Origin of the sequence: Methylobacterium oryzisoli (assembly GCF_046557895.1) — a bacterium.
GTDB lineage: Bacteria > Pseudomonadota > Alphaproteobacteria > Rhizobiales > Beijerinckiaceae > Methylobacterium > Methylobacterium oryzisoli.
This window is the reverse complement of record NZ_JBKIBX010000025.1, coordinates 24,910-42,103: the sequence shown is the minus strand read 5'-3', so window position 1 is coordinate 42,103 and position 17,194 is coordinate 24,910. Positions and strand designations below refer to the sequence as shown.

General features: G+C 71.5%; 16 protein-coding genes. 14 read left to right on the top strand and 2 right to left on the bottom strand.

Annotation, left to right across the window (positions count from 1 at the left end):
- The first annotated feature begins 23 nt into the window (after positions 1-23).
- Together ACKUB9_RS21465 and ACKUB9_RS21460 are read left to right on the top strand one after the other, a co-directional pair.
- Positions 24-1,112, top strand: coding sequence for an AI-2E family transporter (locus ACKUB9_RS21465; protein ID WP_407528817.1), 1,089 nt, complete (start codon positions 24-26; stop codon positions 1,110-1,112).
- An 85-nt stretch (positions 1,113-1,197) separates the two neighbouring features.
- On the top strand, positions 1,198-1,662 hold the full coding sequence (locus ACKUB9_RS21460) for a VOC family protein (RefSeq protein WP_407528814.1): 465 nt from the start codon (positions 1,198-1,200) through the stop codon (positions 1,660-1,662).
- A 12-nt stretch (positions 1,663-1,674) separates the two neighbouring features.
- Here the strand turns inward: ACKUB9_RS21460 and ACKUB9_RS21455 are convergent, their stop codons facing one another.
- On the bottom strand, positions 1,675-2,343 hold the full coding sequence (locus ACKUB9_RS21455) for a TetR/AcrR family transcriptional regulator (protein WP_407528812.1): 669 nt from the start codon (positions 2,341-2,343) through the stop codon (positions 1,675-1,677).
- 290 nt (positions 2,344-2,633) lie between these two features.
- Here ACKUB9_RS21455 and ACKUB9_RS21450 point away from each other — a divergent pair, with 290 nt between their 5' ends.
- The 5 genes from ACKUB9_RS21450 (at position 2,634) to ACKUB9_RS21430 (ending at position 9,347) form a co-directional block, all read left to right on the top strand.
- Positions 2,634-3,758 carry an efflux RND transporter periplasmic adaptor subunit gene (locus tag ACKUB9_RS21450; RefSeq protein WP_407528811.1) on the top strand — a complete coding sequence of 375 codons (1,125 nt, stop codon included), beginning with the start codon at positions 2,634-2,636 and terminating at the stop codon, positions 3,756-3,758.
- Positions 3,755-4,834: an efflux RND transporter periplasmic adaptor subunit gene (locus tag ACKUB9_RS21445; RefSeq protein ID WP_407528809.1), complete on the top strand. Its 1,080-nt coding sequence runs from the start codon at positions 3,755-3,757 to the stop codon at positions 4,832-4,834. Before ACKUB9_RS21450 ends, ACKUB9_RS21445 begins: the two co-directional genes overlap by 4 nt.
- A 64-nt stretch (positions 4,835-4,898) precedes the next feature.
- A complete protein-coding gene (locus ACKUB9_RS21440; RefSeq protein WP_407528807.1) occupies positions 4,899-8,006 on the top strand; it encodes an efflux RND transporter permease subunit in 3,108 nt (1,035 codons plus the stop codon).
- 142 nt (positions 8,007-8,148) lie between these two features.
- Positions 8,149-8,652: a bacterioferritin gene (gene bfr / locus ACKUB9_RS21435; protein WP_407528805.1), complete on the top strand. Its 504-nt coding sequence runs from the start codon at positions 8,149-8,151 to the stop codon at positions 8,650-8,652.
- Between the two features lie 236 nt (positions 8,653-8,888).
- Positions 8,889-9,347, top strand: coding sequence for a hypothetical protein (locus ACKUB9_RS21430; protein WP_407528802.1), 459 nt, complete (start codon positions 8,889-8,891; stop codon positions 9,345-9,347).
- A gap of 3 nt (positions 9,348-9,350) precedes the next feature.
- On the opposite strand, the gene ACKUB9_RS21425 is transcribed toward ACKUB9_RS21430, so the two are convergent.
- Entirely contained in the window at positions 9,351-10,292 is a 942-nt protein-coding gene (locus tag ACKUB9_RS21425; RefSeq protein WP_407528801.1) for a DMT family transporter, read from the bottom strand.
- A 196-nt stretch (positions 10,293-10,488) separates the two neighbouring features.
- Here ACKUB9_RS21425 and ruvB point away from each other — a divergent pair, with 196 nt between their 5' ends.
- The 7 genes from ruvB to tolB all read left to right on the top strand — a co-directional run bounded on the left by ruvB (position 10,489) and on the right by tolB (position 17,096).
- Positions 10,489-11,535, top strand: coding sequence for a Holliday junction branch migration DNA helicase RuvB (gene ruvB / locus ACKUB9_RS21420; RefSeq protein ID WP_407528798.1), 1,047 nt, complete (start codon positions 10,489-10,491; stop codon positions 11,533-11,535).
- Positions 11,528-12,496 (top strand): metallophosphoesterase, encoded by a 969-nt coding sequence (locus ACKUB9_RS21415; RefSeq protein ID WP_407528796.1) that lies wholly within the window; start codon positions 11,528-11,530, stop codon positions 12,494-12,496. The genes ruvB and ACKUB9_RS21415 overlap by 8 nt, the downstream gene beginning before the upstream one ends.
- On the top strand, positions 12,493-12,897 hold the full coding sequence (gene ybgC, locus ACKUB9_RS21410) for a tol-pal system-associated acyl-CoA thioesterase (protein ID WP_407528794.1): 405 nt from the start codon (positions 12,493-12,495) through the stop codon (positions 12,895-12,897). The genes ACKUB9_RS21415 and ybgC overlap by 4 nt, the downstream gene beginning before the upstream one ends.
- 189 nt (positions 12,898-13,086) lie before the next feature.
- Positions 13,087-13,803, top strand: coding sequence for a protein TolQ (gene tolQ / locus ACKUB9_RS21405; protein WP_238235599.1), 717 nt, complete (start codon positions 13,087-13,089; stop codon positions 13,801-13,803).
- Positions 13,804-13,830: 27 nt separating this feature from the next.
- Complete coding sequence (locus ACKUB9_RS21400; RefSeq protein WP_238235600.1) at positions 13,831-14,271, top strand: ExbD/TolR family protein; 441 nt, start codon at positions 13,831-13,833, stop codon at positions 14,269-14,271.
- A gap of 16 nt (positions 14,272-14,287) precedes the next feature.
- Complete coding sequence (tolA, locus tag ACKUB9_RS21395; RefSeq protein WP_407528792.1) at positions 14,288-15,721, top strand: cell envelope integrity protein TolA; 1,434 nt, start codon at positions 14,288-14,290, stop codon at positions 15,719-15,721.
- Between the two features lie 46 nt (positions 15,722-15,767).
- Positions 15,768-17,096, top strand: coding sequence for a Tol-Pal system beta propeller repeat protein TolB (gene tolB, locus ACKUB9_RS21390; protein ID WP_407528791.1), 1,329 nt, complete (start codon positions 15,768-15,770; stop codon positions 17,094-17,096).
- Positions 17,097-17,194 lie beyond the last annotated feature (98 nt).

Below are 17,194 nucleotides of genomic sequence, written 5' to 3'. Positions count from 1 at the left end.
GACGGGGCAACGGGAGCACCGGCATGCTGAGTACGGGAGCGCGGCCCCTCCTGGTCGCGGGAATCGGCACGGTCGTGTTCGTGGCGACCCTGGCGCTGGTCTGGCACACGGCCGACACGCTGATGCTGATCTTCGCCGGCATCCTGTTCGGGGTCTTCCTCGACGGGCTCGCCCGGGCGCTGCGGCGGGTGGTGCCGCTCGGGCACGGCGTCTCGCTCGCCGCCGTCAGCATCGTTCTCGCCGGCCTCGTGCTGGGCGGGGCCGCGTTCGGCGGCGCCACGCTGGTGCGGGAGGCCGACACGGTCAGCCAGACCCTGCGCCGGCAGGCCCAGAGCGTGCGCGACTGGCTGAAGGAGAAGGGCATCGACACCCGCGCCCTGCGCCTCGGCGACGAGGGGAAGGGCGGGGCGGGCGAATCCGGGGCGGGCGCCAGCCTGCCGAGCCCCGGGGCGCTGCTGTCGGACGCGGGCAGCGTGCTCGGGCAGGCCACCGCCATCGCCGTGCAGGTCTTCGGGGCGGTCGGCAACGTCTTCGTGGTCCTGGCGCTCGGGCTGTTCGCGGCGGCCGATCCCAGCGCCTACCGCGACGGCTTCCTGCGCTTCGTGCCGCCGCGGCACCGGTCGCGGGCCGGCGAGATCATGAACGAGATCGGCAAGACGCTGCGCCACTGGCTGTTCGGCCAGCTCGTGATCATGGCGGCGATCTTCGTCTGCGTCTGGCTCGGCCTGACGCTGCTCGGGCTCGACGGCGCCCTGGTGCTCGGGCTGCAGGCCGGGCTGCTCTGCTTCGTGCCGACGATCGGCGCGCTGGCCGCCGGCCTCGTCATCGTGCTGGCAGGCCTCGCCCAGGGGTTGTCCGGTGCGCTCGGTGGCCTCGGGGTCTATCTCGTGGTGCAGGCGCTGGAGAGCTACGTGCTCACGCCCTTCATCCAGAAGCGCGCCCTCGACATCCCGCCCGCGACGATCTTCGCCGGGCAGATCCTGCTCGGGGTGCTGCTCGGGCTGTGGGGGCTTGCCCTCGCGCTGCCGCTCATGGCGGTGGCGAAGGTTCTGCTCGACCGGCTCTACGTCGAGGACGCCCTCGGCGAGCGGGAGCCGGCGCACCCGGCCTGACCGGCCCGGTCCCTGCGTGTCGGGATCGGGCGCCCTCGATCGTCCTCGGAACGAACCGGCGCGGGCCGGTGCGGGAGAGACCGAGATGCGGACGATCATCCCCTTCCTGTGGTTCGACGGACAGGCCGAGGAGGCGGCGCGCTTCTACGCCGCGATCTTCCCCGACAGCGGCATCGAGCGGATCGTGCGCAACGGGGCGGGCGGGCCGGGGCCGGAGGGGAGCGTGCTCACCGTGGGGTTCCGCCTCGCCGGCCGCTCCTTCGCGGCGCTGAACGGCGGCCCGCGGTTCCGGTTCACCGAGGCGGTCTCCTTCGCGGTCCCCTGCGCCGATCAGGCCGAGATCGACCGCCTCTGGGCGGCGCTCTCGGAGGGCGGCGAGCCGGGGGTCTGCGGCTGGCTCAAGGACCGGTTCGGCCTCTCCTGGCAGATCGTACCGGAGGCGCTGCCGGCGATGCTGGAGGATGCCGAGAGCGCCGGCCGCGTGATGGCCGCCTTGATGGGCATGACCAAGATCGACCTCGCGGCGCTGGAGCGCGCCCGCGACGGCTGAGCCGGCGCGGAATCAGCCCGCGGGCCGCCCCGGGACGGCGCGCAGGCTCTGCTCCATCAGGTCGAGATGCGCCACCCGGTAGCGGTCGAGATCGAGCGGGCGCACGGCGCCGAACAGGCTGCACCAAGTGGCTGCCATCATCACGGGCGAGAACAGCAGGTGGGGGAATTCCTCCGCGGCGCTCGCCCGGAACTCGCCGCGCGCGACGCCGTAGCGCACCACCCGGCGCAGCATCTCGACGGAGGGGCCGATCACCTCGTCGTGCCAGCGCTCGGCGATGTCCGGAAAGCGGCCCGCCTCCGCCACCACCATCCGGATGAGGTCGCGCCCGCCGCGCTCCTGCACCATGTACGCGTACACGAACTCGAAATGCGCCCGCAGGATCGCCATGGCCGAGCCCTTCGGGTCGGCGGTGAGCGCCGCCATGTGCTCGTTCACCGGCCGGACGCGCTCGCTGAAGACCGCGACGAACAGGTCCTCCTTGCTCGGGAAGTAGATGTAGATCGTGCCCTTGGTGATGCCCGCGCGCGCCGCCACGGCGTCGAGCCGGGTCGCCGCGAAGCCGTGACGGGTGAACTCGTCGAAGGCCGCCTCCAGGATCTCCCCGGGCCGCTCCTCCTTGCGCCGCTGCCGCGGCTTGGCCGATCCCTTGGCAGATCCTTGGGCCGATCCCTGGGCCATCTCATCCTCTATTGACTGACCAGTCAGTAATTAGTACGTGAGCGGCGGCTCCGGCAAGAAGCCCGCTTCCGATCCCTCGGCAGAGTAACGCCGATGCCGCATCGGACCGGCAGCCTCGGGCTGGAATAATCGTTGCCCCGCCGCCCGGCCGGGGCGTTGTCACAGGCTCCCGGCCGGCCCTGTCGACCGGGAGCCTGGAAGGAGCGGCCGCACCCGCCCCCTCGCGGCCGCTCCTTCACTCGACCCAGCGCACCCGTCCCTGCGCGCTCCGCCCGCCCCACGAGGTCAGGATGCTTCACCGTCTCCGGCACTCTGCTGCTGCCTCGGTCGCCGTCTGGGCCGCCCTCGCGGTGCCGGCCCTGGCCGAGACACCGCGCGCCGCAGCTACCCAGGGCAGCGGCGCACCGGCCGCGGACATCCACCTTGCGCTCGTGAAGACCGTGACGGCGACCCGCACGCCGGTCGCCGGGGAGGTGGTGCTGACCGGCGACGTCCAGGCCAAGTACCTCAGCAACATCGCGTTCCGGGTCAACGGCAAGATCGCCGAGCGGCGCGTCGAGGTGGGCGACCACGTGGGCGCCGACGACGTGCTGGCGCGGCTTGAACCGCAGGAGCAGCAGGTCGCCCTCGACACCGCGCAGGCGGCCCTGTCCTCCGCCGAGGCGCTCCTCGCCCAGGCCAAGGTGAATTTCGAGCGCCAGCAGGCGCTGATGCGCAACGGCTACACGACGCGCAGCACCTACGATCAGGCCGAGCAGCAGTTGCGCACCACGCAGGCCTCGGTCGATTCCGCCCGCGCGGCGCTCGGCTCCGCGCGCGAGCAATTCTCCTACACAGACCTGAAGCCCGGGGTGGCGGGGATCATCACGGCCCGCAACGCGGAGGCCGGCCAGGTGGTGCCGGCGGGCCAGACCGTGTTCACGCTGGCGCAGGACGGCCCGCGCGACGCGGTCTTCCTCGTCTCCGAGAGCCTGCTGGCGCAGCCGCCCGGCAGCCCGGAGGTCGAGATCACCCTGCAATCCGATCCGCGCGTGCGCACCACCGGCACGGTGCGCGAGATCTCGCCCTCGGTCGATCCGGCCTCGGGCGGGGTGCGGGTCAAGATCGGCCTCAAGAGCGTCCCGCCCGGCATGAGCCTCGGCGCGGTGGTGATCGGGCGCGGGCGCTTCCGGCCGCAGGAGGCGGTCAGCCTGCCCTGGAGCGCGCTGTTTCGCTGGCGCGACGCCCCGGCGGTCTGGGTGCTGGACCCGCAGACCCGCACGGTGACCCCGAAGCCGGTCGAGATCGCCCGCTACGCCGGCTCGGCCATCGTGCTCTCGCGTGGCATCGAGGCCGGCGAGCAGGTGGTCACCGCGGGCATCCAGCTGCTGCGGCCGGGCCAGAAGGTGGCGGTGGTGGGGGAGGGCACGCCGTGAGGCGCCGCAGGCTCCTGCCGGTGCTCGCCGCTCTCGCGCTGCTGTCGGCCTGCGAGGAGAAGGCCGCGCCGCCGCCGCCGCCGCCGGTGCGCCCGGTGCTCACCGTGAGGGCGGTCTCGCGGAACTTTGAGACCTTCGGCCCCTTCGCGGGCACCGTCGAGCCGCGCTACCAGACCCAGGCCGGCTTCCGGGTCGGCGGGCGCATCGTCGCGCGCGACGTCTTCGTGGGCGATCTCGTGGCGAAGGGCGCGCGCCTCGCCGCCCTCGATCCGACCGTGCAGGAATTCGCGGTGCTGCGGGCGCGGGCCGACGTAGCGGATGCCGAGGCCCAATTCGCCAATGCGAGCGCCACCGAGGGGCGCCAGCGCACCCTGTTCGAGGGCGGCAACGTCACCCAGGCCCAGCTCGACGCGGCGGTCGCCAACCGCGACACCGCGGCGGCGCGCCTCGCCCAGGCCAAGGCCGCGCGGCAGCGGGCGGAGGACGAGCGGGGCTACACCTCGCTCACGGCGGATTTCGACGGGGTGGTCACGGCCTGGACCGCCGAGGTCGGGCAGGTGGTGCCGGCGGGCCAAGCCGTCGTCACCCTGGCGCGGCCGGACGTGCGCGAGGCGGTGGTCGACATCCCCGACACGCTGATGGGCGAGGTGCGCAAGGACGCCGAGTTCAGCGTCCGCCTGCTCGCCGCTCCGTCGGTGGCGGCAAGCGGCCGGGTGCGCGAGATCGGCCCGCTTGCCGAGTCCGCGACGCGCACGCGGCGGATCCGCATGACGCTCGTCGACCCGCCGCAGGCCTTCCGGCTCGGCACCACCGTGACGGTGGCGCTGGAGCGCCCGACCGCGCCGCGCATCCGCCTGCCCGCGACCGCGCTCCTGGAGCAGGACGGCCGCACCGCGATCTGGGTCGTCCGCCCGGACGGCAAGGCGGTGACCCGCCGCGAGGTGCGCGTGGCGGGCCGCGAGACCGACGAGATCTTGGTCGCCGAGGGCCTGCAGGACGGCGAGGCCGTCGTGGTCGCGGGCGTCCACAGCCTCGCCGAGGGTCAGGCGGTTCGGCTGCCGGAGACGGGCCTGTGACGCCGCGTCCCCGCGCCCTGCGGCCGACCCGCCCTACCACGACACACCGCGCGAGGACGCGCCGATGACCTCCTTCAACCTCTCGGAATGGGCGCTCGCGCACCGGTCCTTCGTCTGGTTCCTGATGGCGGTGGTGATCGTCGCCGGGACGATGTCCTACGGCAAGCTCGGCCGCGAGGAGGACCCCGCCTTCGCGATCAAGACCATGGTGGTCCAGGCGAACTGGCCCGGCGCCACCATCGGCGACACGCTCCAGCAGGTCACGGACCGGATCGAGAAGGAGGTCCAGCAGATCAACGCGGTGGACTACACCCGCAGCTACACGACCCCCGGCCAGACCACGGTGTTCGTGCAGCTGCGCGAGACCACGCCGCCCAAGACCATCCCCTGGCTGTTCTATCAGGTCCGCAAGCGCGTCGGCGACATCCGGGGCAGCTTCCCGCAGGGGGTGCAGGGGCCGGTCTTCAACGACGAGTTCGGGGACGTCTTCGGCAACGTCTACGCCTTCACGGCGGACGGGCTCTCGATGCGCCAGCTGCGCGACTACGTCGAGACCGCGCGCACCCGCATCCTCAAGGTCAAGAACATCGGCAAGACGCAGATCGTGGGGGCGCAGGACGAGGTCATCTACCTCGACTTCTCGACCCGCAAGCTCGCCGGGCTCGGCATCGATTCGCAGGCGGTGATCGGGACGCTCCAGGCCCAGAACGCCGTCGAGCCCTCGGGCGTGATCCAGGCCGGGCCGGAGCGCGTCTCCGTGCGGGTCGGCGGCCAGTTCGCCGACGAGACCAGCCTCAAGGCGATCAACCTGCGGATCAACGACCGCTTCTTCCGGCTCTCCGACGTGGCCGAGATCCACCGCGGCTACACCGACCCGCCCCAGGCCCTCTTCCGCTACAACGGCCAGCCGGCGGTCGCGCTCGCCATCGCCATGCAGCCGAGCGGCAACATCCTGCAATTCGGCCAGGACCTGAAGGCGCGCATGCGCCAGGTGGAGGCGGAACTGCCGGTCGGCGTCGGCATCCACCTCGTCTCCGACCAGCCCAAGATCGTCGAGGAGGCGGTGGGCGGCTTCACCAAGGCGCTGGTCGAGGCGGTGGTGATCGTGCTCGTGGTCTCGTTCCTCAGCCTCGGCCTGCGGGCGGGCCTCGTCGTCTCGCTGTCAATCCCGCTCGTGCTCGCCATCGTGTTCGTGATCATGGACGCGATGGGGGTGACGCTGCAGCGCATCTCGCTCGGCGCGCTCATCATCGCGCTCGGGCTGCTGGTCGACGACGCCATGATCACCGTCGAGATGATGGTGGCCCGGCTGGAGGCCGGCGACAGCCTGCACAAGGCCGCGACCTTCGCCTACACCTCCACGGCGTTCCCGATGCTCACCGGCACGCTCGTCACGGTGGCGGGTTTTTTGCCGATCGGCTTCAACGGCTCGGCGGCGGGCGAATACACCTACTCGCTGTTCGTGGTGCTGGCGGCCTCCCTCCTCGTCTCCTGGGTGGTGGCCGTGCTGTTCGCGCCCCTGCTCGGCGTGAAGATCCTGCCCGCCACCATGAAGGGCCACCACGAGAAGCCGAGCCGGCTCCTCGCCGTCTTCCGGGCGATGCTCCTGCCCGCCATGCGCCACCGCTGGCTCACGGTCGCGGCGACCTTCGGGCTCCTCGCCCTCTCGGTCTTCGGCATGGGCTACGTGCAGCAGCAGTTCTTCCCCTCGTCCGACCGCAATGAGGTGCTGGTCGACCTGACGCTGCCCCAGAATGCCAGCATCGGCGAGACCAAGGCCCAGATGGACCGGTTCGAGGCCGCCCTGCGGGACGACCCGACGATCCGGCACTGGAGCTCCTATGTCGGCCAGGGGGCGATCCGCTTCTACCTGCCTCTCGACCAGCAGCTCGGCAACGCCTTCTTCGGCCAGATCGTGATCGACACCGTGTCCCTGGAGGCGCGCGACCGGACCATCGCGCGGCTGCAGGACCTCGCCCGGCGCGATTTCGTCGGCACCGACGTGTTCGTGCACCCGCTCGATCTCGGCCCGCCGGTGGGCCGTCCGGTCCAGTACCGGCTCGGCGGCCCCGACCTGCAGGTGGTGCGCCAGCAGGCCCTCAAGCTCGCCAACGTGATCGGCAGCCAGCCGAGCCTCGGCGTGCCCACCTTCGACTGGAACGAGCCCGGCAAGGTGCTCAAGGTCGAGATCCTGCAGGACAAGGCCCGCCAGCTCGGCGTGACCTCGAAGGACATCGCCACCCTGCTCAACGGCGTGGTCGGCGGCACCACGATCACGCAGGTGCGCGATTCGATCTACCTCGTGAACGTGGTCGGCCGCGCCGAGGCGACCGAGCGCCGCTCCGTCGACACGCTGCAGAGCCTGCAGGTGCCGGTGGCCAGCGGCGCCACCGTGCCGCTGCTCGCCTTCGCGCGGATCGGCTACGACCTCGAACAGCCGATCGTCTGGCGGCGCGACCGGCAGCCCACCATCACGGTCCGGGCCGCCATCACCGACGCGACGCAGCCCGCCACCGTGGTCAAGGCGCTCCAGCCCGCGATCGACCGCTTCAAGGCCGAACTGCCGGACGGCTACGACCTCGCCACGGGCGGCGCCGTCGAGGAGAGCGCCAAGGGTCAGGGGCCGATCGCCGCGGTGGTGCCGGTCATGCTTCTCGTCATGGCCTTCCTGCTGATGGTGCAGCTCCACAGCATCCAGAAGATGTTCCTGGTGGCGAGCGTGGCCCCGCTCGGGCTCATCGGCGTCGTCGCGGCCCTGCTGCCCTTCGGCGCGCCGCTCGGCTTCGTGGCGATCCTCGGCGTGCTCGCGCTCATCGGCATCATCATCCGCAACTCGGTGATCCTCGTGACGCAGATCGACGAGTACGAGCGCGAGGGCAGGGCGCCCTGGGACGCGGTGGTGGAGGCCACCTGCCACCGCATGCGCCCGATCCTGCTCACGGCCGCCGCCGCCAGTCTCGGCATGGTGCCGATCGCCCGCGAGGTCTTCTGGGGGCCGATGGCCTACGCGATGATCGGCGGCATCATCGCGGCGACCTTCCTGACCTTGTTCTTCCTGCCCGCGCTCTACGTCGGCTGGTACCGCATCAAGGCCCCGCCGCGCGGCGGCTCGGAACCTCCCGCGACGAGCCCCGAGACCCGGGTCCGCGAGCCCGCGTCGACGGGGGCTTGATTTACCTTGTAACTATTCTAAATAAGGCCTTGGCGCGCGTGGACGTCCGTGCCATGGGGTGCCCCGTGCCGAGCGATCGGCCGGGTGCCACAGGGGCACGGCGCCGCCCGCAGGTGGCGGACGCCGAGACGGGAGACCGGGAATGAAGAGCGACCCGAAGGTTGTCGAGTATCTCAATCGCGGGCTGCGCAGCGAGCTGACCGCAGTCAATCAGTACTGGCTGCACTTCCGCATGCTGAACGATTGGGGCTACATCGATCTTGCGAAATACTGGCGCAAGGAGTCGATCGAGGAGATGCAGCACGCGGACCGGTTCGTCGACCGCATCCTGTTCCTCGAAGGCTTCCCCAACCTGCAGGAGCTGGACCCGCTGCGGATCGGCCAGAACGTGCAGGAGATCATCGAATGCGACCTCGCGGCCGAGAACGAGGCCCGGGCGCTCTACCTCGAAGCCGCGAAGTACTGCGACTCGATCAACGATCGCGTCTCGAAGCAGCTGTTCGAGGATCTCGCGGCGGACGAGGAGGGTCACATTGACTTCCTGGAGACGCAGCTCGAACTGATCAACCAGATCGGCCTGCCGCTCTACGCCCAGCGCCACATCGGCGGCCTCGACAAGATCGAGCCGGAAGGCGGCAGCCACTAATTCGGGTCGGCCCCGGAACCCGCTCTCGGATCAGAACGGGAGCGAGATCCGGCGTCGACGGACATCGCCCTGCCATGCAGGGGTGATGTCCATCGCGGCCCCGCCATGACGCTGGCAATTCGCGCGATTTCGAACGCGCGAATCGTAAGGTTTTCTTTGGCGCCTTCGTGCGATGTCTCGTCCTAACCTAATCCTGCAGCGGTGTGCTCGGGCATCCCGCAGACTGGAAGGACCGGATGAGCGAGACAGCGATGCAGGGGCGACGGTTCGGCTGGCGGCGGGGCCTGCGCGCCGTGGGCGCGGTGCTGCGCAGCCGGCACACCTACACCGCCTGCGGGATCCTCGCGGGCAGCGTCGTGCTGGCGCAGGTGGGACCGCCGGTCTGGGTCGGGATGACGCGGTTCATCGGCCGCCCCTACTGCCTGAGCTATTCGGACGTCTACATGTATCCGGGCGGCGCGTTCCAGCGGCGCGGCGAGGACTGGATCGAGGTGCCGACCTTCCGCAACGTCGACGTGTCCTATTTCGACGAGGTGGAGCGCACCACCGACTACATCTACCTCGTCAACACCCCCTCCCGCAGCAACGTCAAGGTGAGCGCGATCACCATCCGGCTTCCGGTCTGCGGCGGCACCGCGCAGGTGACGGTGCCGAGCGCGGACAACTGGATCGACGCGCACACCGTCTGGCGCTGAGCGTCAGGACCGGTGCGCGGCCGGGCGCAGGCGGGCGCGCAGAGCGGTGGGGAGCCGCCCGTCGATGGCGGCGAGGCCGCACCCGATCAGCGCCATGCCGAGCGCGTGGCGGACATCCAGGCTCTCGCCCAGCACCAGGGTTCCGAGCAGGACGGCCGAGACCGGGATCAGGAAGGTGACGAGGACGATGTTCGTCGCGCCCGCGCTCGCGAGCAGCCGGAAGAACAGCACGTAGGCGAGCGCGGTCGAGAGTACGGCGAGGCCGAGGACCGCCCCCCAGACCGGCACGCCCGGCATCGGCAGCGTCCAGGGCCGGTCGATGAGAAGCGCGGGCGGCAGGAGGAGCAGGCTCGACACCGTCACCTGCCCGCAGGCCGTGACCAGCGGCGGCACGCCCATCTCCCGGAAACGGCGCCCGTAGACGCCCGCGCAGGCGTAGGACAGCGCCGCCGCCAGGATCGCGACCTGCCCGAGGCCGTCGGTGCCGGCACCCGCGAGGACGGCGGGGCCCACCATCACGGCGACGCCGCAGAACCCGAGGAGCACGCCCGCGAGGCGGTTGCGCGTCATCCGCTCGTCCGTCGTCAGCACGTGCGCCACCACCACGGTGAAGAGCGGGGTGGTGGCGTTCAGGATCGCCGCGAGCCCGCTCGGGATCCGGGTCTGGCCCCAGACGATCAGGCAGAAGGGCAGGACGTTGTTGAGGAGGCCCATGCCCAGGAACGCCGCCCAGTCGCGGCCGTCACGCGGCATCGCCAGCCCGGCCGCCCGCACCACGAGGTGGAGGATCAGCGCCGCGATCCCGACCCGCAGCACCACCAGGGTGAGCGGCGGCAGCGCCCGCAGGGCCACGCCCGTGAAGAAGAACGAGCCGCCCCACAGCACGGAGAGGACGACGAGCAGGGTCCATTCGCCGGGCGTCATGGTGCGGTTCAGGGGCGGCATCGGGCATCTCCGGCGACGGTTCGCAGCCTAGTCCGGATGCCCCGCGGCGCAGCCCGTTTCGTGCTCTCGAATCGCCGGACTCCGCGGCACACTGCGCCCCCGGCGCTCGCGCGATCGGTCGCGTTGTGCGCCGCGACAGGACCATTACATCCGTGGTAGCGGGCGCGCAGTCCGCACCGATCCGCCCGAGTGCCCCGTGAGCAAACCCAGACCGTTCCTGAGTCCCGAGCGCCGGGAGGACGACATCGACGCTTCGATCCGTCCCCTCAGCCTCGCCGACTTCACCGGCCAGCGCGCCGCGCGGGCGAACCTCCAGATCTTCATCGAGGCGGCGCGCAAGACCGGACAGGCCCTCGACCACGTGCTGTTCGTCGGCCCGCCCGGCCTCGGCAAGACCACGCTGGCGCAGATCGTGGCGCGCGAACTCGGGGTGAACTTCCGCTCGACCTCCGGCCCGGTGATCGCGAAGGCGGGGGATCTCGCGGCGCAGCTCACCAACTTGGAGGAGCGCGACGTCCTGTTCATCGACGAGATCCACCGCCTCAACCCGGCGGTGGAGGAAATCCTCTACCCGGCGATGGAGGATTACCAGCTCGACCTGATCATCGGCGAGGGACCGGCGGCCCGCTCGGTGAAGATCGAGCTGCCGAAGTTCACGCTGGTGGCCGCCACCACGCGGGCCGGCCTGCTCACCACGCCGCTGCGCGACCGCTTCGGCATCCCGATCCGGCTCGAATTCTACGAGATCGACGAGCTGGAGAGCATCGTGACGCGCGGGGCGCGGGTGCTCGGCATCGGCATGTCGCCGGACGGCGCCAACGAGATCGCCAAGCGCGCCCGGGGTACGCCGCGCATCGCCGGCCGCCTGCTGCGGCGGGTGCGCGACTTCGCGATCGTGGAGGACGCCCCTACCGTGACCCGCGCCATCGCTGACCGGGCGCTGCGCCTCCTCGACGTCGACCCGGCCGGTCTCGACACGATGGACCGCAAGTATCTCGGCCTCATCGCGAACTCCTTCGGCGGCGGGCCAGTCGGCGTCGAGACCATCGCGGCGGCGCTCTCCGAGCCCCGCGACGCCATCGAGGAGATCATCGAGCCCTACCTGATCCAGAAGGGCTTCGTGCAGCGCACGCCGCGCGGGCGCGTCCTCACGGCCCACGCCTTCCGGCATCTCGGGCTGCCGGAGCCGAATCTCGACCCGGCTTTGCAGTTCGGCCTGTTCGCGGGCGGTGAGGATGAGTGAGAGGCAGAAGCCGGCGCGGCGGCGCTGGCCGACCCGCCGGCAGGTGGTGCGCGGCGCGGGCGCCATCGCGCTCTCGGGCCTCGCCACCGGCGCCTACGCCACCGGCATCGAGCCGTTCTCCTCGGTGGTGACGCGCTACGCCCTCCGCCCCCGCGCGCCCTGGCCGGCGGGGGTGAGGCTGCGCATCGCCGCGCTCGCGGACATCCACGCCTGCGAGCCCTGGATGAGCGCCGCGCGCATCGCCGGGATCGTGGCCGCCACCAACGCCCTCAAGCCGGATCTGATCGTGCTGCTCGGCGACTACGTGGCCGGCCAGCGCTACGTCACCCGCATCCTGCCGGACGAGGAGTGGGCCGCGCCGCTCGGCGGCCTCACCGCGCCGCTCGGCGTCTACGCGGTGCTCGGCAACCACGATTGGTGGGAGGACGAGGCCGCCCAGCGCCGGGCCGGCGGACCGACCCGGGCCGGGGCGGCGCTCGCCCGCCACGGCATCCGGGTGCTGGAGAACGACGCCGCGGCGCTGCCGGTCGCCGGCGGGCCGGTGTGGATCGCCGGGCTCGCCGACCAGCTCGCGCTGCTGCCCCGCCACCGCTGGATGCGCCGGACGCACGGCGCCGCGGATCGGCGCGTCGGCCTCGACGACCTCCCGGCCACCCTCGCCAAGGTCCCTGCGGACGCGCCCGTGATCCTGCTCGCCCACGAGCCCGACATCTTCCCCGAGGTGCCGGCCCGCGTGGCGCTCACCCTGTCGGGCCACACCCATGGCGGACAGGTGCGCCTGTTCGGCTACGCGCCCGTGGTGCCCTCGCGCTACCGCAACCGCTACGCCTACGGCCACGTCCGCGAGCACACCGACCTCATCGTGTCGGCAGGCCTCGGTCTCAGCGTCGCACCGATTCGTTTCGGCATCCCGCCCGAGATCGTGGTGGTGGACCTCGGCGAGGCCGCCGCTGCCGCATGAGCGCCCCGCATCGCCTCCCGGTCCGGGTCTACTACGAGGACACGGATTTTTCCGGCCTCGTCTACCACGCGAGCTACCTGCGCTTCCTGGAGCGAGGGCGCACCGAACTCCTGCGCGCCGCGGGCGTCGACCAGTCCGTGCTGCACGCGGGCGGGGAGGGGCTCTTCTTCGCCGTGCGCCGCATGACGATCGACTGGCTGATCCCCGCGCGCATGGACGACGTGCTGGCGATCGAGACCCGCACGGCCGAGGTGCGCGGCGCCTCGATCGTGATCGCGCAGCGCATCCTGCGGGACGAGCAGGTGCTGCTCACCGCCGACGTGCGGGTGGCGGCGCTCGCGGGCGGGCGCCCGGCGCGGCTCCCGGACAACCTGCGGGCGCTCCTCGAAGGGCGCGGCTAGCGCCGTCTTCCGGGCGGTCTCAACCGAACCTTAACCCTGACGACGGCCTAAACGATGCGGGTGGGCCGCCCGGTCGGGCGCGCCGGCCCTTACTTTCGACAGATTCGAGCGCGATCGAAGGTCAACACCGCTCAGTCTGTAGGGAAACCAGGGGCCGCCGCGCGCCGCCTCGAGGGTGAGGACGACTGCATGAACCCCGCCGATGCCGTCCAGGCGATGCCCGTCCACGAGATCACGATGTTCGGCCTGTTCTGGCAGGCCCACTTCGTCGTCAAGGTGGTGATGCTCGGGCTGATCGGGGCCTCGGTCTGGTGCTGGGCGATCATCGTCGACAAGACGCTGCTCTTCCGCCGCACCAAGGCCGAGATGGACGCCTTCGAGGAATCGTTCTGGTCCGGCCGCTCGCTCGAAGAGCTCTACCGGTCCTTCAACGACAAGTCCCCCACCGGGCTCGCCGCCGTGTTCGTCGCGGCGATGCGCGAGTGGAAGCGCTCCTTCGAGGGCTCCGGCCGCTCGATCCACAGCCTCGGCCAGCGCATCGACAAGGTGCTGGACGTCACGATCCAGCGCGAGGTCGAGCGGCTCGAATCCCGCCTGCTCTTCCTCGCCTCCATCGGCTCGGCCGGCCCGTATATCGGCCTGTTCGGCACCGTCTGGGGCATCATGACGGCCTTCACGTCGATCGCCGCCTCCAAGAACACCAGCCTCGCGGTGGTGGCGCCCGGCATCGCCGAGGCCCTGTTCGCCACCGCCATCGGGCTGTTCGCCGCCATCCCCGCGGTGCTCGCCTACAACAAGCTCCAGGCCTCGGTCGCCAAGGCGCAGGGGCGACTCGAAGGCTTCGCCGACGAATTCTCCGCCATCCTCTCGCGCCAGATCGACGAGCGCATCGCGCTCGCGGCCTGACCCGACCACCTCCCGGGACGACGCATCATGGGCATGGCCGGAGCGGCACAGGGCGGCGGACGCCGTCGGCGCGGACGACGCAGCGGCGTCATCAACGAGATCAACATGACGCCGTTCATCGACGTCGTGCTGGTGCTCCTGATCATCTTCATGGTGGCCGCCCCGATGATGACCGTGGGCGTGCCCCTCGACCTGCCGCAGAGCCGGGCCGCGCCCCTCAACTCCGACGCCAAGCCGGTGACGCTGTCGATCCGCCAGACGGGCCAGGTCTTCCTCGGCGAGGACGAGGTGACGGACGACGCCATCGTGGCGCGCCTCACCGCCACGGCCCGCGAGGGCTTCGAGGAGCGCGTCTTCGTGCGCGGCGACAAGCGCGTCGATTACGGCCGCGTCGCGCAGGTGATGGGGATCGTGACCGGCGGCGGCTTCAAGCGGGTCGCCCTCGTGACCGAGCCCGACCAGCGCTGACCGGGACGGACCAGCCGTGCGATCCCTCAAACGCTCCGAGCCCGGGTTCTGGATCTCCGGCGTCGCGCACGCGGCGCTGCTCGGCGCCGCCCTGATGGCGGCGGCGGCCCAGGAGCTGCCGCAGGCCGAGGAGGGCGTGCCGGTCGAGGTGCTGACCGAGAACCAGTTCTCCGAGATCACCAAGGGCCAGCGGGACGGCGACGCGCCCGCCCGCACGCCCCGGGCCGACAAGGTCGCCGAGAAGCCGCGCGAGAACGATCCGGGCGAGGCCAAGGCCGACGTGCCGACCCCGCCGACGCGCCCGCCCGAGATGAGGGTGGCGAGCGCCGAGGACCCGCCGATGCCGCCCCTGCGCCCGGCGCTCGAACAACCCGCCCCGACGCCGCCCCCGCGCCCCGACGAGTCCCAGGCGAAGGCCGAGGCCGAGGCGCGCGCCAAGGCGGAGAAGGCCCGCGAGGAGAAGGCGCAGGCCGAGAAGGCTGAAAAGGCCGAGGCGGCGAAGGCTGAGGCGGCGAAAGCCGCCGCCGAGGCGGCCAAGGCTGCGGAGGCCAAGGCTGCGGAGGCCAAGGCCGCGGCCGCGGAGGCCGCCAAGGCGGCTGCGGCCAAAGCCGCTGCCAAGGCCGCCGCCGAGAAGGCGGAGGCGGCCCGCCGCGAGGAACTGGCCGAGCTGATCGCCCGCGAGGAGGCCGAAGCCAAGGCTGCGGAGGCCAAGGCTCAGGCCGAGGCGAAGGCCAAGGCGGAGGCGCGCGCGAAGGCCGAAGCCAAGGCGCGGGCCGAGGCCAAGGCCCGCGAGGAGAAGGCCCGGGAAGAAGCCGAGGCGAAGGCCGAGGCCGAAGCCAAGGTTGCGGAGGCGAAGGCCGCCGCGGAAGCCAAGGCCCAGGCCGAGGCGAAGGCGGCCGCCGAGAAGGCCAAGGCGGAAGCGAAGGCCAAGGCGGCTGCCGATGCGAAGGCCAAGGCGGAGGCGAAGGCCGCTGCGGACGCGCGGGCACGGCGGCAGGCCGAACTCGCCGACCGCTTCAACGCCGGCTCGATCCGCGACGCGCTCAACGCCCACGGCCCCTCGCAGTCGACCGGGGCGACCGGCCGTGAGGTCCAGCGCACGGCGGCGCTCGGCACCGCCACCGGCACGGCGGCACGCCTCAACCCGAGCCAGCGCGACGCGCTGGTCGGCCTGCTGCAGCAGCAGATCGAGCGCTGCTACTCCGCCCCGCCCGGGGCGCAGCAGGGCATCGTGCTGCCGCAGCTCGACATCCGCCTGAACCCGGACGGCTCCCTCGGGTCCGACCCGCGCATCCTGCGCGCCGGCGGCTCGTCCATCGACCGCTCCATCGCGGAGGCCGCCGTGCGCGCGGTGCGCCGCTGCGCTCCCTACCGCATCCCCGCCCAGTTCGCGCCCTTCTACAACGACTGGCGGATCATCAACGCGGAGTTCGAGTTGCCGCGGGTCTGAGGACACTCGAACCCGCCGCGTGACCGACCACCTGACGGACATGACCATGCCTTCACGCCCCCTCGTGCGCTGGCCGCACGCGCTCGCCGCGCTCCTGTGCCTCCTCGTCGTTCTCGTGCGGCCGGCCGAGGCCCAGCTCAACCTGCGGGTCGGGCCCGGCGGCGCGTTTCAGCCGATGCCGATCGCGGTGGCGGACTTTTCCGGCGATCCCTCCCTCGGGCCGCTCGTCTCCGGCATCGTCGCCAGCAACCTGCGGCGGTCCGGCTACTTCGTGCCCCTCGACCGGGCGCAGTTCCCCGAGACCCCGAACTTCGACGCCGCGCCGCGTTTTTCCGCCTGGAAGGAGGCGGGCGTGCAGGGCCTCGTCACCGGCCGGGTCACCCGCGACGGGTCGGGGCGCCTGAAGACGGAATTTCGGCTCTGGGACGTGCTGGCAGGCCAGCAGATGATCGGCCAGCAATACGCGGGCGACGCCGCCAACGGCCGCCGCATGGGCCACCTGATCTCGGACGCGGTCTACACCAAGATCACCGGCATCGGCGGCTTCTTCGACACCCGCATCGCCTTCGTGGACGAGTCCGGCTCCAAGGAGCGGCGGCGCAAGCGCCTCGCGATCATGGATCAGGACGGCGCCAACGTGCGCTACCTGACGAGCGGCGAGGCCGCCGTGGTGGCCCCGCGCTACTCGCCCGCCACGCAGGACATCACCTACATGGCGCAGACCACCGGCCAGCAGCCGCGGGTCCAGGTCATCAACCTCGAGACCGGTGCCCGGCAGGTGATCCCCACCAACGCCGAGATGAGCACCAGCCCCCGCTTCTCGCCGGACGGGCGCCGCCTCGTCATGAGCGACCAGGAGGGGGGCAACGCCAGCATCTACATCATGGATCTCGGCTCCAAGGCGCAGACCCGCATCACCAACGCCAACGCCATCGACACCTCGCCGTCCTTCTCGCCGGACGGACGCGAGATCGTGTTCGAGTCCGATCGCGGCGGGCAGCAGCAGATCTACGTGATGGGGGCGGATGGCGGAAACCCGCGCCGCCTCTCCTTCGGCGAGGGCTCGGCCTCGCAGCCCGCATGGTCGCCGCGGGGCGACTACATCGCCTTCACGCGTCAGCGGAAGGGCTCCTTCGCGATCTGCATCATGAAGCCCGACGGCTCGGGCGAGCGGGTGCTGACGGAGGGCTTCCACAACGAGGGACCGACCTGGGCGCCGAACGGCCAGTACGTGATGTTCTTCCGAGATCCGGGCGGACAGGCCGGCGGCAAGCTCTACATGGTCGACGTCACCGGCCGCGTGGAGCAGCCGGTGCCGACGCCCTCCTACGCCTCCGATCCGACGTGGTCCCCGCTGCTGGATCCGCAGCGCTGAATTCGGGTTCTCTCGCAGGTCTTGCACGACCTTCAGTGAGTTTTAACCAAGACCTGCGAGAAAAGACGCAGCCGAAATAGGCACTTCCCGGAGTATCG

Bases quoted from the DNA above. Each gene is read 5' to 3' on its own strand.
- ybgC (WP_407528794.1), top strand. From the start codon at position 12,493: ATGAGCGCCCCGCATCGCCTCCCGGTCCGGGTCTACTACGAGGACACG.
- bfr (WP_407528805.1), top strand. From the start codon at position 8,149: ATGAAGAGCGACCCGAAGGTTGTCGAGTATCTCAATCGCGGGCTGCGC.
- ACKUB9_RS21425 (WP_407528801.1), bottom strand. From the start codon at position 10,292: ATGCCGCCCCTGAACCGCACCATGACGCCCGGCGAATGGACCCTGCTC.
- tolQ (WP_238235599.1), top strand. From the start codon at position 13,087: ATGAACCCCGCCGATGCCGTCCAGGCGATGCCCGTCCACGAGATCACG.
- ACKUB9_RS21440 (WP_407528807.1), top strand. From the start codon at position 4,899: ATGACCTCCTTCAACCTCTCGGAATGGGCGCTCGCGCACCGGTCCTTC.
- ACKUB9_RS21450 (WP_407528811.1), top strand. From the start codon at position 2,634: ATGCTTCACCGTCTCCGGCACTCTGCTGCTGCCTCGGTCGCCGTCTGG.
- tolB (WP_407528791.1), top strand. From the start codon at position 15,768: ATGCCTTCACGCCCCCTCGTGCGCTGGCCGCACGCGCTCGCCGCGCTC.
- ACKUB9_RS21465 (WP_407528817.1), top strand. From the start codon at position 24: ATGCTGAGTACGGGAGCGCGGCCCCTCCTGGTCGCGGGAATCGGCACG.
- ACKUB9_RS21455 (WP_407528812.1), bottom strand. From the start codon at position 2,343: ATGGCCCAGGGATCGGCCCAAGGATCTGCCAAGGGATCGGCCAAGCCG.
- ACKUB9_RS21415 (WP_407528796.1), top strand. From the start codon at position 11,528: ATGAGTGAGAGGCAGAAGCCGGCGCGGCGGCGCTGGCCGACCCGCCGG.
- ACKUB9_RS21460 (WP_407528814.1), top strand. From the start codon at position 1,198: ATGCGGACGATCATCCCCTTCCTGTGGTTCGACGGACAGGCCGAGGAG.
- ACKUB9_RS21400 (WP_238235600.1), top strand. From the start codon at position 13,831: ATGGGCATGGCCGGAGCGGCACAGGGCGGCGGACGCCGTCGGCGCGGA.
- ACKUB9_RS21430 (WP_407528802.1), top strand. From the start codon at position 8,889: ATGAGCGAGACAGCGATGCAGGGGCGACGGTTCGGCTGGCGGCGGGGC.